Annotated in this window: 13 protein-coding genes; 7 read left to right on the top strand and 6 right to left on the bottom strand. The window is 70.8% G+C overall.

The features are described 5' to 3' along the window. Positions 1-9 precede the first annotated feature (9 nt). Both meaB and DY245_RS02925 read left to right on the top strand, forming a co-directional pair. Positions 10-1017: a methylmalonyl Co-A mutase-associated GTPase MeaB gene (meaB, locus tag DY245_RS02920; RefSeq protein WP_128503119.1), complete on the top strand. Its 1008-nt coding sequence runs from the start codon at positions 10-12 to the stop codon at positions 1015-1017. A gap of 149 nt (positions 1018-1166) precedes the next feature. Further along, entirely contained in the window at positions 1167-1532 is a 366-nt protein-coding gene (locus tag DY245_RS02925; protein WP_128503122.1) for a coenzyme f390 synthetase, read from the top strand. Between the two features lie 33 nt (positions 1533-1565). On the opposite strand, the gene DY245_RS02930 is transcribed toward DY245_RS02925, so the two are convergent. Together DY245_RS02930 and DY245_RS02935 are read right to left on the bottom strand one after the other, a co-directional pair. Beyond that, positions 1566-2468, bottom strand: coding sequence for a LysR family transcriptional regulator (locus DY245_RS02930; RefSeq protein WP_128503124.1), 903 nt, complete (start codon positions 2466-2468; stop codon positions 1566-1568). 111 nt (positions 2469-2579) lie between these two features. Continuing rightward, positions 2580-3083, bottom strand: a complete 504-nt coding sequence (locus DY245_RS02935) for an ATP-binding protein (RefSeq protein WP_128503126.1) — start codon at positions 3081-3083, stop codon at positions 2580-2582. 195 nt (positions 3084-3278) lie between these two features. Here DY245_RS02935 and DY245_RS02940 point away from each other — a divergent pair, with 195 nt between their 5' ends. Together DY245_RS02940 and DY245_RS02945 are read left to right on the top strand one after the other, a co-directional pair. Further along, the gene (locus tag DY245_RS02940) at positions 3279-3521 is read left to right on the top strand and encodes a DUF397 domain-containing protein (RefSeq protein ID WP_128503129.1); all 243 of its coding nucleotides are present in this window, start codon (positions 3279-3281) and stop codon (positions 3519-3521) included. Positions 3522-3612: 91 nt separating this feature from the next. Then, positions 3613-4521, top strand: coding sequence for a helix-turn-helix domain-containing protein (locus tag DY245_RS02945; protein WP_128503131.1), 909 nt, complete (start codon positions 3613-3615; stop codon positions 4519-4521). Between the two features lie 111 nt (positions 4522-4632). Here DY245_RS02945 and DY245_RS02950 read toward each other — a convergent pair whose 3' ends face one another. The 3 genes from DY245_RS02950 to DY245_RS02960 form a co-directional block, all read right to left on the bottom strand. Next, the gene (locus DY245_RS02950) at positions 4633-5448 is read right to left on the bottom strand and encodes an SAM-dependent methyltransferase (RefSeq protein WP_128503133.1); all 816 of its coding nucleotides are present in this window, start codon (positions 5446-5448) and stop codon (positions 4633-4635) included. Between the two features lie 285 nt (positions 5449-5733). Continuing rightward, positions 5734-10470, bottom strand: coding sequence for a caspase family protein (locus DY245_RS02955; RefSeq protein ID WP_128503136.1), 4737 nt, complete (start codon positions 10468-10470; stop codon positions 5734-5736). Then, on the bottom strand, positions 10467-11441 hold the full coding sequence (locus DY245_RS02960) for an antibiotic ABC transporter ATP-binding protein (RefSeq protein WP_181923489.1): 975 nt from the start codon (positions 11439-11441) through the stop codon (positions 10467-10469). Before DY245_RS02960 ends, DY245_RS02955 begins: the two co-directional genes overlap by 4 nt. Positions 11442-11740: 299 nt before the next feature. On the opposite strand from DY245_RS02960, the gene DY245_RS02965 reads away from it, so the two are divergent. The 3 genes from DY245_RS02965 (at position 11741) to DY245_RS02975 (ending at position 14139) form a co-directional block, all read left to right on the top strand. Beyond that, positions 11741-12454 carry an ATP-binding cassette domain-containing protein gene (locus DY245_RS02965; protein WP_128503138.1) on the top strand — a complete coding sequence of 238 codons (714 nt, stop codon included), beginning with the start codon at positions 11741-11743 and terminating at the stop codon, positions 12452-12454. Positions 12455-12543: 89 nt separating this feature from the next. Next, the gene (locus DY245_RS02970; protein WP_128503140.1) at positions 12544-13191 is read left to right on the top strand and encodes a TetR/AcrR family transcriptional regulator; all 648 of its coding nucleotides are present in this window, start codon (positions 12544-12546) and stop codon (positions 13189-13191) included. 66 nt (positions 13192-13257) lie between these two features. Then, on the top strand, positions 13258-14139 hold the full coding sequence (locus DY245_RS02975; protein ID WP_128503142.1) for a class I SAM-dependent methyltransferase: 882 nt from the start codon (positions 13258-13260) through the stop codon (positions 14137-14139). 49 nt (positions 14140-14188) lie between these two features. Here DY245_RS02975 and DY245_RS02980 read toward each other — a convergent pair whose 3' ends face one another. Beyond that, positions 14189-14602, bottom strand: coding sequence for a DUF6314 family protein (locus tag DY245_RS02980; protein ID WP_342354165.1), 414 nt, complete (start codon positions 14600-14602; stop codon positions 14189-14191). Between the last annotated feature and the right edge of the window lie 291 nt (positions 14603-14893).

The raw sequence follows: 14893 nt of genomic DNA on the forward strand, positions 1-14893 counted from the left end.
GTGCCGTTGATGCCACCGAGGATCGATGTCGCACGGTACGCCGAGGGTGTCCGCGCGGGCTCCAGGGCCTGGATCGCCCGCGCCGTCACCCTGGTCGAGTCCACCCGCCCCGACCACCGGGCGGCGGCCCAGCAGCTGCTGATCGAGCTGCTGCCGTACTCCGGCTCGGCCCGCAGAGTGGGCATCAGCGGGGTGCCGGGCGTCGGCAAGTCGACCTTCATCGACGCGCTCGGCACGCTGCTGACCGGTGCCGGGCACCGGGTGGCGGTGCTCGCCGTCGACCCGTCCTCCAGCCGTACCGGCGGCTCCATCCTGGGTGACAAGACCCGGATGGAGCGGCTGGCGACCGACCCGGCGGCGTTCGTCCGCCCCTCCCCCACGTCCGGCACGCTGGGCGGGGTGGCGCGGGCCACCCGCGAGTCCATCGTGGTGATGGAGGCCGCGGGCTATGACGTCGTGCTGGTGGAGACGGTAGGTGTCGGCCAGTCCGAGACCACCGTGGCCAACATGGTCGACACCTTCCTGCTGCTGACCCTGGCGCGCACCGGCGACCAGCTGCAGGGCATCAAGAAGGGCGTACTGGAGCTGGCGGACCTGGTCTCCGTCAACAAGGCCGACGGTCCGCACGAGCGGGACGCCCGCTCCGCGGCCCGCGAACTGGCCGGTGCGCTGCGGCTGTTGCAGCCGGCGGACGCGGCCTGGACACCCCCCGTACTGACCTGTAGCGCCCGTGAGGGCACGGGTCTGAAGGGGGTGTGGGAGCGGATCGAGCAGCACCGCGCTTTGCTGGAGTCCACCGGGGCGCTGGCCGAGCGGCGCCGTACCCAGCAGGTCGACTGGACCTGGTCGATGGTGCGCGAACGGCTGATCGACCGCCTCCAGGAACACCCGGAGGTCCGCCGGCTGGGCCCCGATGTCGAGCGCGCGGTGCGCGACGGCGAGATCACCGCGACGCTCGCGGCCGAGCGCCTGCTCGCGGCGTTCGGCCTGGCGGACGGCACGCCCGACACCCCCTAGGGTTCCCGGCCGGGGCTCACTCGGCCGGGCCCGTCCCGTATGCGTACGGGATACTCACCCGCGGACCTGAGTAGCCGCACTCATGACGCCCCCGCGCCCGGCCCCGAGTATGTCGATGACTGTACGGGCGGGCCGATTTCAGCATCTTCATGGGGGCCACCATCAATCCGAAGGACGTCGCACACGGGCTGTACGAGAACAATCCGCTGGCCGAGCTGATCGAGGGGTTCTGCCTGGCGCCGGCGGCGGGCGGCGATCTGGAGTCCCGGCCGGTCGTCCATGTCCAGTTGCGGCCCGGGGCGCAACTGACGGCCGTCGAGGCCGACCGGCTGGCCAAGGCCTGCCAGCACGGCGTGCTGCGTCAACTGGCCACCGGCAGCCGGGACTGCTCCGGCACGTCCTGCGAGGACCCCTCGGCCCACGAGATCGCGATCGCCCTGCACCCGTACGGCACCGGCCCGTTCGCCGACGCCTCGTCGATCAGGAACACCTACCGGCGGGACGGAGAGGACTGACGGCGAGCCGAGGTCGGCGCTCACCGACGTCAACTACTCCTGCTTGTACGAGCGTTGGGCTCGCTCCGCAAAGTGGGCGACGGCCATGTCGCGGAACCGCGCGGCGGCCGCGGAGAGATAGCCGTCCTCGCGCCGGACCAGGTTCAGGGTCCGTACGCAGTCGGGAGTGTCGAGGTGCAGCCAGGTGAGCGGCGCCTGCGACAGGTCGGCGCGGGCGAGCGAGGGCATCAGGCCGACGCCGAGGCCGGCGGCGACCAGGAAGTAGGTGGCGCCCGGTTCGTCACCCTCGCAGGAGATGACCGGACGGCGTCCGATCGACGCGAACAGCCGATCCAGCAGGGACCGTTGCCAGTGCCCGGGGCGGGTGGAGATGAACGGTTCCTCCGCGATGTCGGCCACCGTGACCCGGTCCCGTCCGGTCAGCGGATGACCGGTCGGCACGACCAGCAGCACCTCTTCGTGCAGCAGCCGCACCGCGCCGAGCCCCGCCCCGGACAGCGGCTGGGAGGCGATGCAGAAGTCCACCTCTCTGGAGCGGAGTTGATCCAGCATCGCGTCGGGGGTGGACTGGAAGCACCGGACGGCGACGTCGGGGTGGGCGGCGCGGAATCCGGCCAGCAGCTCCGTGAAGGGCAGCAGGGTCTCGGCGGCGAAGGCGACACTGCCGTCGTCGAGTCCGGCGGCGTCGGCGACTTCCCTCCGGGCGTCGTCGAGTTCGTTCAGCGCGCGCTCGACCCGGGTCAGGAATGCGGCGCCGTAGCGGTTGAGCCGGATGGCGCGGCCCTGCCGGTCGAAGAGCGGCACGCCCAGTTCGGCCTCCAGCCGGGCGATGGTCCGGCTCACCGAGGGCTGGGCCACCCGTAGTTCCTCGGCGGCCCGGCTGATGTGCTCACGGCGCGCGACCGCCCGGAAGTAGCGCAGGGACAGCAGATCCATCGGCTTCTCGGGCTTCCCGGTCGGTTGACGTCGACCCGGGAATCGTCACATACGGCAGCCCCGCCCCCTTCGCCGGTGGCGGGCCCGCGCCCCGTGCGTACGGTGCCGGCCTCAGCCGCCCATCGAAACCGTCGCCCAGACCGTCTTTCCCGAGTGGTCCGGTGTCCAGCCCCAGGTGTCGCTCAGCCGGTCGACGATCCGCAGCCCGCGCCCGGATTCGGCCAGCGCGTCAAGGGGCTTGACGACGGGAGCGCCGGCGCCGGTGTCCGAGACCGCGCACAGCACGGTGGTGTCCTGCCGGGTCAGGGCGAGCCAGGCGGGGCCCAGGGCAGCGGGTGCACTCGGGGCGTCGTCCTCCTCAGCGGGCTCGATGCCGTAACTCAAGGCGTTGCTGACGAGTTCGGAGACGACCAGCGCCGCGTCCTCGGTGACATCGGCGCACATCTTCCAGCCCTGGAGGGTCGCCCGGGTGAAATTGCGGGCCTCCGCCACGGTGCACGCCGAGCTGCTGAGGGCGCAGGCGGCGAAGGCGTCGGGGCCGGGCATCCACCAGGCGTCCTCACCCGGTTCGTCCCGAAGGCTGTCGTGCACGGTCTCTGCCGGATGTGTGGTCATCAACATCTCCGCGAGGGCGATTTCGGGGCTGGGCCGGGCTGCCTCGGAGAGCTAATATCCTCGTCAGCCGTCTCTTGCTGCAAGTGCATCTGCAATTACATCAGTAAGGACGGCCGCACAGGGGCTCGTTCACGCCAATGTGATCGCGGGCTCGGTATCGGTCGGAGGGTGTCCTCCAGCAAGGGAGCAGCTGTTATGGAGTCGGTGACCAACGGCATGCAGGCGACCAGCATCGAAGGCGTCGTCTGGCGCAAGAGCCGCCGCAGCAATCCCAGCGGCAACTGCGTTGAGCTGGCCGTCCTTTCGGACGGCGGGGTGGCGGTACGCAACTCCCGGTTCGCCTCGGGGCCCGCGCTGATCTACACCCGCGACGAAATGGTGGCCTTCGTCCAGGGCGCCAAGGACGGCGACTTCGACGACCTCATCCCCCACAACTGACGCATATGTCGATCGGGTAGTCGCCACGGCTGTACCTACACTGGAGCCAATGGGACACTGGGCGTTCGCCCGACCACTCAGGGGAGTCAGCATGAGCGCCGCGCAGCCGAGCAGCGAACCTTCTCTGCGCCGCTATCTTGAGCACCCGCGGGGCGGCCCGACCGTCCTGCGCATCGTGCTGGGCACGCAACTCCGCCGACTGCGCGAAGCGGCGGGCATCACCCGAGAGGCCGCCGGCGATGCCATCCGCGGATCGCATGCGAAGATCAGCCGCCTGGAACTCGGCCGGGTGAGCTGCAAGGAGCGGGACGTCGCGGATCTGCTGACGCTCTACAACGTCACGGACGAGGCAGCCCGCTCCGACTTCCTCAAGCTGGCCGGCCGGACCAGCACCCCCGGCTGGTGGCATCAGTACGGCGATGTGCTGCCGGGCTGGTTCGAGACGCATATCGGCCTCGAAGAAGCCGCGTCCGTGATCCGCACATACGAAGTCCAGTTCGTGCCGGGCCTGTTGCAGACGGCGGAGTACGCCCGTGCGGTGGCGCAGCTCGGCCATCCGCGGTCCACGCCCGAGGAGATCGAGCGGCGGGTGCAGCTGCGCGTACAGCGTCAGGAGCTGCTCACCCTCCGGGACGCGCCGCGGGTGTGGGCCGTGATCGACGAGGCGTCGCTGCGCCGGCCGCTCGGCGGGCCGGAGGTGATGGCGGGTCAGCTCAGACATCTGCTGAAGATGGCCGAACTCCCGAATGTCACGCTGCAGATCGCACCGTTCAGCCTCGGTGGCCTGGCGGCGGCCGGTGGTCCGATCACGATTCTGCGCTTCCTCGAACCGGATCTGCCGGACATCGTTTACCTGGAGCAGCTGACCAGCGCGCTCTATCTGGACAAGCGCGATGATGTCGATCATTACCTCGCGGTGATGGACCGGCTCAGCGCACAGTCCGAGTCGCCGCGCGAGTCCCTGGCGATCCTGGAGCGGCTGCTCAAGCAGGAGAGCTGACGCGCGCACGGCACGTCACGGACAAAGGCAGTAGGGAGGCCGAGAGAGACAGGCACCCGGTGGGCGCCCGTCCGTCTCCGTGTCGTCGTGTCCGGCTGCGCTGCGGATCCGCTACGACTTGCGGGCGACGCCGCCGTACTCGATCCACTCCTTGGTGAGCTGCCTGGGGCCGATGTCGGCATCCGGCTTCCAGGTCGAGACCTCCACCAGACCGGGCTCCTGGACCTCCAGCCCCTCCAGGAAACCGGCGAGCTCATGCGCCTGCCGTACCCGGCCCCACTGGCCGTGGGTGCTGACCCGCATGAATGTGGTAACGAAGTCCCGGGTCGCGGCGTCCTCGCTGACCAGCTGGCACACCACCAGGAAGCTGCCGGGCACCAGCCGGTCGGCGACCCGCTTGATCAGACCGGCCGGGTCGTCCGAGTCCGGGATGCAGTGGAGTACGGAGACGAACAGGGCGGCGACAGGCTGGTCGAAGTCGATCAGCCGCTCGACCTCGGGGCTGGTGAAGATGCCGTCGGTGTCCCGCATGTCCGCCTGGATGACGGCGGTGTTGGCGTTCTCCTCCAGCAGCGCGCGGCCGTGGGCGAGCACGATGGGGTCGTTGTCGACGTACACCACACGGGACTGCGGGTCGACCCGCTGCGCGACCTGGTGGACGTTGTCCTGGGTCGGCAGGCCTGATCCGTGGTCGATGAACTGCCGGATGCCGTGTTCGGTGGCCAGCCAGCGGACCACCCGCTGCAGGAAGCGCCGGTTGTTGATCGCCAGCACCTGGGTGCTCGGGACGACCTTGCTCAGCTCGTCGCAGGCCTCGCGGTCGACGGCGTAGTTGTCCTTGCCGCCGAGGTAGTAGTCGTACATCCGCGCAACGCTCGGGATGCTGACATCGACAGCGCTGGACTGCGGGGGTATCTCTTGGCTCATTCCACACTTTCCCGTCGCTTCGACAGCCCTCAGCCATGGCGCAGCGGCGATCACTCCGTAGGGGGACGACTACGCCACGCAGTCCCCAACATACCCACCGAATGACAGTTGTTGCAGACGAGCAGCAGGGTCCCTTGCGCAAAGTTGGCGATGTTCCGTCAGCGCCGGCAATAAACCCAACAGGCGTACGAATCAAGGGCGTTCCGCCGGACATATGAGGGTCGGTGTGTCGGCCATCGCCACCGTGGTCATCATGGCCGGGAATCGGCCCGTCAGGTGTGGCGATCAAGAGGAGCAGCCCAGTCTGCGGCGCCAGTTGGCCGTGAGCCGTGGCCGCAGCAGGACGACGCCTTGCTGCGTCCCGACGGCCATGTCGAAGCGGGGAAGGAGGACGAAGGAGGTGACGAGGGCGGGTAGTGGAGCGCTCCATACCCGCTCACAGCTGGGGAGATGGCAGAGAACCACGCCGTGTTCATCGCTCACGGCGACCAGGGCTTCGCCGTTGGGGGCCCGGCCGGTCCACAGGATGCTGCGGCAGAGCATCGGAAGGTCCCGGGACTCCTCGGGTCGCTCGGGGTTCCAGACGCGCACCGGCATCAGGGCCTCGTCGTCGTTTCTCGAACAGTCCCCGTGGACGAGGAGGGGTGTGCCCGAGGGCTGATCGGCCCAGCGGAGATAGCGTCGGTCGTCCGCGCCCCGGCCGCTCCCCCGCCCGGACGCTGTCTGCGACGGCTCGGCGGGTGACCGGACGTGGGTCAGCTGCGCGGTGGTCAGGTCGACGACCCGGACGTCGCCGGTACGCCCGGTCACCGCGATATAGCGAGCGCCGGTCGGCGCGTGGTGCGGCACCATCAGGGTGGTCCGAGGCGGGAGGACCAGGGGCTCCTCCCGTACTTCCCTTTCCGCCGTGACGTTCCACAGAAGGCCGCGGAGCGGAACCTTGTCGTCGTACAACTGCCGATGCCCCTCCTCCGCAGTGCCGCTGAACGCCGACGGGTCGGGACCGGCGACCATCAAGATGGTCTCTCCGGTGGCGGTTGTGCACGCCGTCGAGGAATTCAGGAAGGCGCCGCCCTCCATCCGCCACGGCACGGATGTCACCTGGTGCGGGGCATCGGGCGAGGACACCGTGGCGATCCGGCCGGCCGCCAGATCCCACATCAGCACGCTCACCTCGGGGCGGTTCTCGGTGGGCAGGAGGAGATGTGACGTGAAGCTGCTCCTGGGGCGAGAGTCATTCATCTCACTCAGGACGGCGGTGCTTGCCTCGCCGTTCGGTGAGAGCCGCTCCCACACGAGCCGTTCGAACCGGGTGCTCCGCCCGCCCGTGGTGCTGGTGAAGTACTCCCTGGCCAGGATGTTCAGGTCTCCGGTCGGCCCCTCGGCAAGGTCCTCCTCACCGGCGAAGCCCAGATAATGAACCGGACGTGCGGAGATCCGGCTGCTGTCGCCGGGGAATCGGTCAAGAGCCCTGGTGTCGACGGTACGAAGGGTGCCGCCCGTCTTGGCGATCACCTCGTCAGGTCTCGCCGACCAGGTCCTGACCAGTGCGGCCCCCACCAGATCGTCGTTGACCTCGCCCTCGTGCCGCGCGGCATCCGCCCGGGGACACAGCGACCGCCACAGCCGTGCGGTCCCGTCATTACCGATGGCGAGTACGTCCAGGCTCTCGGCCGTCGACGAGGCGAGGAGGTGTACGACGCAGACGGCGCTCTCGTGCCCGAGCAGCGGCTCCGCCATCAATTCCCCGGTGAAGGCGTCCAGGATGCGCACCTGTCCCGAAAAGCCCGCGGCGACGGTGAGGAGACGTCCTTCGCTCACCTGCCGCAGCGTTCGGTAGGTCATGAGATCGCTCGGGACGCGGACGGACCGATGGTGTCCGGTGGCCACCGACAGGAAGTGGATCCTGCCGAAATCGCCGCAGACGAGCCCCCCGTCTTCCTTGGTGTCCCCGACGAACTCCCAGTGCACGTCGGTAAGGAAGCCGTCCCACTTCGCGGAGGAGAGACTGCTGCGCGATGCCATATCGAGGACGGTGAGCCGCCGGTTCCGTCCCGGCCCGTCCTCGGCGATCAGGGCCACCGGGTCACCGTCGAGTGTGGTGAGCGCCTTGAGTTCCGGATGGTGCAGCCCGGTCAGCAAGGGCTCGACGGGGTCCTGTCCCTCCACGGGGCACAGCCGTACCTCGCCCCCCGTGTAATCCGTGACCAGCAGCCATACGCCGTGCCCTGGGAGATGGACCAGGGCACGGGTCGCATGGGGCATCCAGTCCGGCATCGGCGGGACATCGGGGTCCTGCGGCTCCTGGGCGATCTCTACGAGGGTGTGCCCCTCGTAGGGGTCCCACAGGGTCACCCGTCCGTCGCCCGCACCCACTACGACAGGCGTCCGGTCGGACAGCAGGCCTGCATCGAGCAAGTGCGAGCAGCCGGTGCCCGGGATCTGCCGGACGAGCGAGGCCTCCGCCGCGTCCCACAAGCTCAGTGTGCCGTGCTCATCAAGGGTCACCGCCAGCGCACGGCGGTGATCGCCCGGCAGCACGACGAGTCCCTTCACCTCCGCCGCATGGGGCAGCACGGTCGTACGCGAGGGGTCGTCCACGTCCCATACGTGCACATCCAGTGTGTCCGGCGGAGCCGCCAGGACCAGCGTGCGTCCGCCGGGCGTGGTCAGTTCCCTGACGGTCCAGCCGCCCGAGATGGAGTTGGTGGAGTACGTCCCCGCCGTGTGCTGGCCGACGATGCGGTGCGGGGTCACCTGGCGCGGCTCGGCCCACAGCCGTTCCACGCTGGTCGAGTGCTCCAGGATCCGTCGCGCAAACTCCTGCGCCCCATGCGTCTCCGCCGCGAACGCCAGCTGTGCCGCCCGGTCGCCGCCCTGTGCGGTACCGCCCAGCATGTCGGCACACCGCTCGATGGCCATTGCCAGCCTGGGGTTGCGCTCGGCGTGGCGTACCGCCGGCAGGAGCCGGGTGATGTCCGCCGACAGTACGAAGGCCGGGTCCTCGATCAGATCGTCGATGGCTCCGGCGGCGGCCGCGTGCGTGGCGAGGTGCTCGCGTACGTACCGGGGCGCACGGGACCAGTCCCGGCGGCCCGGCGCACCCTGTGCACCCGGCGCATCCGGTACGACGCTCAGCAGCGTCTCGACGAAGCAATGCTGGATGTCGGTCAGATCGCGCAGCTCCAGCGCCCGGCCCCTGAGGTGGTCCGTCAACTCCTGGTGGTAGAGCCGGAAATGCTTGCGGCCATCGATGTCCGTGGCCGTGAGGTAGGAGCGGTCCTCCCTGACCAGGGTGTCGATGTCGGATTCGGTCAGGGGTATGCCGGAGAGGCGAGCGGCCACCCGGGCCCAGACGTCCGCGCGCGGCAGGCCGTACCCCTCGCCGAAGGCCAGGCTGGTCAGCAACGGCTCGGCGAGCGCGCGGCGTTCGCGCGGCATCCGTTCCAGGTACTCCTCGAAGGCGCCGCCGACGTTGGAGGGGAGCCGGTCCGCCCAGCCGGGGGCCGTGACATCGACCGGTTCGCCCCGCTGCAGTGCGCTCGCGGTCATCCGCGCCACGAGGAAGCAGCGCCCGGCCCGCCGGGCCACCGCCTCCGCGAGGGTGCGTGCGGTGCCGGGATCCTGTGCGTAGGGCGAGCCGGCGTCGGCCAGGATGCGTTCCACATAGTCGGCGCTGCTCGTGTCGTCCGCGTACTCGGCGGTGTCGAGGTCGATCACCGCGGCGTTCGCGCCGAGGTGCAGCAGGAGTTCGCTGCGGGAGCCGACCACCAGACGTACGCAGGGGACCTCGCCGAGCGGGCGCAGCAGCTCCCAGGCGATCCGGCGGGCCTCCGCCTTGTCGCCCGCCGGTCCGGCCTCGTCGAGGGAGTCGACGACGATGCGGAACGGGTTCTGCCGCTCGGCGAGGGCGGCGAGCAGATCGGCGGGGGCCGTCGCCGTGACATCGGCGGCCGCGGCAAGGCGCCCGACCATCGCCTCCAGCGTCTGGTGCCGCGCGTTGACCGACACATCGATACGGTGCGCGGACCGCGCCGTACCGCCCTCCAGGACCAGCCGTCCCAGCACCGCCGATTTGCCCGATCCGGGCGCCGCGGTGACGACCAGGGCGCTGCGGCCGCCCGGGCCGCTGAGGTGGGCGCGCAGGACGTCGAGTGCGTGCGCCCGGCCCGTGAAGTAGGAGCCGGGATCGTGGACGTACTCGACGCCGCGGCCGCGCGGGTCGAAGTGGGAGGTCAGGTCCGAGGCGTCGAAACCGGTGCGGCCGTCGCCGGTGCTCGCGGCGCCGGGGTCGTGGAACGGGTTGGCGAAGAAGGGCAGTTGGGCCGTGAGGTCGGTGCCGGAGCAGTTGGCGCGCTGGCGCAGCCCGTCGCGTACAAAGCCCTGGTTGATCCGGCCGGTCAGCTTCTCCAGGGAGAGGTACTTCTGTGACGGTCCGTCACCTTCGCCCTGCGCACGGACCAGTTCGACGACGAAGGCGCCGTCGCCGGCTCGGTCACGGTGGCGGGCGGACGAGAGCACCCAGGTGCCCGCCCCGGTGGCAGCCCCGCGCGGGCGCACCGCGGCGAAGTCGTCGGCCACGGCGCCGATGTCCTGGGCGCCGGAGCCCGCCTGGCAGGCATCGATGATGAACAGGACGTTGCGCACCGGGGACGACGCGAGCGAGGACGCGAGGTTCGCCGGCGACAGCCAGCTCCGGGCGCGGGCGGGGTCGCTGTCGCGGCAGGCGAGCCGGTAGGGGCCCACGGGCGGCGGCTCGCCATGGCCCGCGTAGTAGAGGACCACGATGTCGTCGGCCCGCAGCTCCGCGCCCGCGCACCAGTCGGCCAGCGCGTTCTCCAGGTCCTCCGCACGGGGTTCGTACGATACGGACGTGAGCACCCGCTCGTATCCCATGGCGGTGAACAGCCCCACGATGCGCTCGACGTCGGCGTGTGCCTCGGGGAGTTCGTCCATCCGGTCGTAGCGCCGTGTACCGGCCGCGATCAGATAGCGCCGTGGTGCGACGCCCGTCTCGGTCACCCGGCGCTACCGCCGTCCGCCGGCACCGGCTCGGCGTCCTGCCGTTCCGCGTCCTGTCGTTCGGCAGCGTCCGGCACTGCGCCGGACAGCCCGGCGGCGATCGCCCGCCCCGTCTCCACGGCCGTCAGATAGCGCGTCGCCTCGTGCATATGGCTGCCGTTGTGCACGGTCACGTCGGTGACACGGCTGCCGAAGGCGGGACGCAGCTCGCGGACGACGGCGACGATGTCCGTCGCATCGGCGATATTGGTCCACCGCCGCAGCGCCCGTGGCCAGCGCGCCAGGCCGCCCGCCGCCGGCTCGGGGCGCAGTCGCGGCAGGACCAGTCCCCGCATGCCGAGCGGTGAGCCGAGCGTGACGAGCATATGGACGTCCCGGCCGGTGTTCAGCGTCTCGTCGCAGAGGGTCTCGTAGGCGACGACCGAGCCGAGGGAGTGCGCGACGACCACCCGGGTTTCGGGGGTGATGCGGGCGGCCAGCCGCGCCTTCGCCCGCTCGCGGATGTCGTCGTCGGTGAGGTAGCCGACCAGCTGTTTGAGATCGCTGATCAGTACGCGGTCGAGCATGCCGGTGAGGAACTGCGCGCCGGTGAGGGCATCCAGGGCGGCCCGTACCAGCTGTAGCCGCATCAGCTGGGAGCCCGCCCGACCGGCCGGTCCGCGCCCGCCACTCTCGTCGGGCGCCGGAACGCCCGGGTCCGTTCTGGCGGCCTTGGCCCACCACTCCATGAGCAGCGCATACTCCTCGTCGCTCTCGACATCCGACGCGTCGAACGATTCCACCGGTCCCGCGCGGCCGCCCCGCGGCCGGAAGAGGTCGCCGTAGAACGCGATGGCCACGTCCTCCGGTTCCGGCACCGGCGCCTGCGCCAGCCGGACTCCGCCGCGCAGTTCCGGTACGAGATCGCGGGCGAGGGAGTCCTCGCTCAGATACTGCTTGCCCACCCCGTGCACAAAGACGACCTTGGCCATCGCCGCTCCCCCACTCCGTCCCCGAACGGACCGTCACCCTATCCTCGCCGTCCGGAGCGCTCCCGTCCGCGCTTCGGCCCATGAGGCCCCCGCCCCGCCCTGCCCGGGCCCGCCCCGCCGCATTCTCATCGCTCTCTCACCCGGCGCTAATTGCTCCGTCACCTCACGTCCCTACGGTCGCCGAAGGCTCGTCGCCCGCCCTCCGTCCGCCCCGGAACGGGCCGGACGGTGTCGGTACGGGCCTCGTACGACAGCCGTCCGGCGCGCGCCCGGCCGACGGAGCCAGAGGAGAGTGCACCGTGTACCACCTGACCGGCGTGACCAAGTGCTACCGGAGCGGCCGGCAGGAAGAGGACGTGGTGCGGGCGCTGGACGGGGTCGGGCTCTATGTGGAGGACGGGGGCGGCCTGGCCGTCCAGGGGCCGGCCGGGGCGGGGAAGTCGACGCTGCTGCGGATCCTCGGCGGGCTGGAGCGGCCGACCCGGGGCAGCGTCGAGCTCGACGGTACGGATCTGGCCACGGTGACCGAGTGCCGGCTCGCGCGGATACGTGCCGAGTCGATCGGCACGGTTCTCGGCGAGGATGAGCTCGCGCCGGGGCTCACCGCCCGGCAGAACGTGGCGGGCGCCCTCGTACCGCTGCGGCTGCGCCCGGCCGACTGCTGGGAGCTGGCCGGAGAGGCCTTGGCGGAGGTCGGGCTGAGCGATCAACAGGGCTTGTTTCCCCGCGAGTTGGACGAAGGGGCGCGGCGCCGGGTCGCGCTGGCGCGGGCGCTGGTGAAGCGGCCCACGGTGCTGCTGGCGGATCAGCCGACCGCCGGTCTGGACGCCGACGCCCGCGAGGGCGTTGCGGACCTGTTCGCACGGCTGTGGAGCGAGCGCCGGCTCAGCTGCATCGTGGCCACGGAGGACGAGGCGCTGGCCCGGCGGGCGCCCCGGCGCGCGACACTGTCGGCGGGGAGGGTGACGGCCATCACCCGCTGCGCGGGCCGAGATGCGGGCGGCCACCACTGACCGTGCCGCTCACCACGTCGCCCACCGTGGCATCGACCTTACTTTTCAGTAAACTTACTGACCAGTAAGGTTAAGGTAGGCTGGCGTGGATGAATGACACACGCAGGCGACGCGTCCCCCGGCCGGTCCGGGAGCAACAGATCATCGACGCGGCGATCCGGGTCTTCGCCAAGCGCGGCTATCACGCCGCGTCGGTCGACGAGATCGCGGAACTCGCCGGAATCTCCAAGCCGATGATCTATCTCTACCTCGACTCCAAGGAAGGACTGTTCATCGCCTGTCTGCGGCGCGAGGCCGCGCGCCTGGTGGCCGCGTTCCAGGATGCCGCGGGGCATGCCCCCTCCCCCGAACTACGGCTGCGGGCCGGGCTGCTCGCGTTCTTCACCTTCGTCACCGAGCACCGCGACAGCTGGGTGGTGCTGCACCGCCAGGCCTCGGAGCTGAGCCCGGCGATCGCGGCGGAGCTGACACAGGCGCGGCGGGCGGTGATGGCGGAGGTCGCCGGGCTGGTCCGGGTCGGCATCGTGGAGAGCGGCGGGCCCGCCCAAGCCGGCGAGCAGGACGCCGACTTCGTGACCTACGCCCTGGTCGGCGCGGCGGACTCGCTCACCGACTGGATGGCGAAGCACCCCGACGAACCGCCGGAGCGGATCACCCTGCGGCTGATGAACATGGTGTGGGTCGGGATGCGCAACGTCCTGGGCGGCGAGGTGTGGGCACCGGCCGAGGACGGCTAGCGGGCTCCCAAGAGCCGCCTCATCACCTACTGGTGGGCTCACCCGGCCGGCCGGTAGAAGGGACGGATGACCACACACAAGAGTGAGGCACCGCCGACCGCCGCACAGCAGCAGCCCAGCACCGAGGAGATGGTCCGGGCCAACCAGGCGAACTGGGACGCCCGTACCCCGGTCCATGTGGCCAGCGAGTTCTACGGCCTGGACGGCTCCCGGAGCGCCGAGGACTGGTTCGCACCGTTCGAATGGACGGATCTCGGCGATCTGACGGGGCGGGACGTGCTGCATCTGCAGTGTCATCTGGGCACCGAGACGGCCGCGTTCGCCGCGCGGGGCGCCGCGCACACCGTGGGGCTGGACTTCTCCGCCGCGGCGGTCGCGGAGGCGCGGCGGCTCGCCGGCGAGGCCGGCCGGGACATGGAGTTCGTCCGGTCGGATGTGCACCGGGCCGTGGCGGCGCTGGGCGGCCGCCGGTTCGATGTGATCTACACCGGCAAGGGGGCGCTGTGCTACCTGCCGGACCTGACCGCCTGGGCGGAGATAGTCAGCTCACTGCTGCGGCCCGGCGGGACGTTCTATCTGGTGGAGTTCCATCCGCTGCTCGACGCCCTGGGGCCGACACCGAGCCCGGACCGGCAGCAACTCCGGCTGCATCATGACTACTTAACGGGACGCGGCGCCATCAGGAGCGACACGCCCTGCACATACACCGACGGCCCGCCCGTGCAGGGTGCCACGACCAGTTACGAGTGGCGGCACGGCCTCGGAGAGGTCATCTCCGCCGTGATCGGCGCGGGGCTGACCGTCGAACTGGTGCGGGAGACCGAGCTGCTGCCCTGGAAACGGTTCGATTCCATGGTGCCGTCGGAGAACGGCTGGTGGCGTCTGCCGCCGTCCGAGCCGATCATTCCGCTGCTGTACGCCCTACGGGCGGTGAAGGCGCAAGGATGAGCGGAAAGAGCTGACGGCGAAGGGCTGAGCACCCCGCTCGGCACCGCGCTCACCCCCGGCGGTACACCGAACACAGCAGCTGATCCTTCGCCGGCCCGGTGACCCGCCACCGCAGATGCCAGGTGTCCGCCGCGACGGCGGTGAAGGTCCCCTCGTACCGGTCCTCGGAGCAGGGGTGGACGGCGGTCCACCGGCCGGTGCGGAGGTCGAGATCGTGGAAGGGCCGGCCGTCGGCGAAGTCGATCTCGGCGGTGCCGTCCGGCCGGGGCCGCAGCCGCAGTGTGCGGTGTGCCGGGTACGCCGTGCCGCCCCAGGTCAGCCGGCCCTCCTCCACGTGCAGCAGCGCATCCCCCACCGCGTCGGGCCGGAACTCGGCCGTGCCGCGGAAGCTTCCCTCGGAGCCGGCCCGCAGGTCGTACACGGTGCGCTCGATGTTCCAACGGCCGGCCAGATACCCGGCCACGTCGGGGACCGGGTACGGCGCCGGCGCTCGCGCCGGCTCTGGCACTGGCACTGGCACTGGCTCAAGAGGCATCCCCCCATTCTCCCGCCGCCCAGCGCCCCTCACCCCATCGGCCCCACCCGGCGCCGCCTGCCTCTCCCCCGGCCCCTCGTACCGTGCGGACCCGCATCACCCGTCTTACTCTCGGTGCAGTGATCGTCACCGAGGTCCGCACGGCGGGCCGGCCGGCGGCCGTACGCCGCCGGCCGGGGCGCCGCGCCCGCCGCTGCCGCCTCGTACGAGCCCGGAGAC

Source organism: Streptomyces inhibens (assembly GCF_003389455.1).
In the GTDB taxonomy this organism is placed as follows: Bacteria; Actinomycetota; Actinomycetes; order Streptomycetales; family Streptomycetaceae; genus Streptomyces; species Streptomyces inhibens.

What these genes read in the sequence shown, in the direction of transcription:
- meaB (WP_128503119.1), top strand. Translation starts at nt 10, where the DNA reads ATGCCACCGAGGATCGATGTCGCACGGTACGCCGAGGGTGTCCGCGCG.
- DY245_RS02925 (WP_128503122.1), top strand. Translation starts at nt 1,167, where the DNA reads ATGGGGGCCACCATCAATCCGAAGGACGTCGCACACGGGCTGTACGAG.
- DY245_RS02930 (WP_128503124.1), bottom strand. Translation starts at nt 2,468, where the DNA reads ATGGATCTGCTGTCCCTGCGCTACTTCCGGGCGGTCGCGCGCCGTGAG.
- DY245_RS02935 (WP_128503126.1), bottom strand. Translation starts at nt 3,083, where the DNA reads ATGACCACACATCCGGCAGAGACCGTGCACGACAGCCTTCGGGACGAA.
- DY245_RS02940 (WP_128503129.1), top strand. Translation starts at nt 3,279, where the DNA reads ATGGAGTCGGTGACCAACGGCATGCAGGCGACCAGCATCGAAGGCGTC.
- DY245_RS02945 (WP_128503131.1), top strand. Translation starts at nt 3,613, where the DNA reads ATGAGCGCCGCGCAGCCGAGCAGCGAACCTTCTCTGCGCCGCTATCTT.
- DY245_RS02950 (WP_128503133.1), bottom strand. Translation starts at nt 5,448, where the DNA reads ATGAGCCAAGAGATACCCCCGCAGTCCAGCGCTGTCGATGTCAGCATC.
- DY245_RS02960 (WP_181923489.1), bottom strand. Translation starts at nt 11,441, where the DNA reads ATGGCCAAGGTCGTCTTTGTGCACGGGGTGGGCAAGCAGTATCTGAGC.
- DY245_RS02970 (WP_128503140.1), top strand. Translation starts at nt 12,544, where the DNA reads ATGAATGACACACGCAGGCGACGCGTCCCCCGGCCGGTCCGGGAGCAA.
- DY245_RS02975 (WP_128503142.1), top strand. Translation starts at nt 13,258, where the DNA reads ATGACCACACACAAGAGTGAGGCACCGCCGACCGCCGCACAGCAGCAG.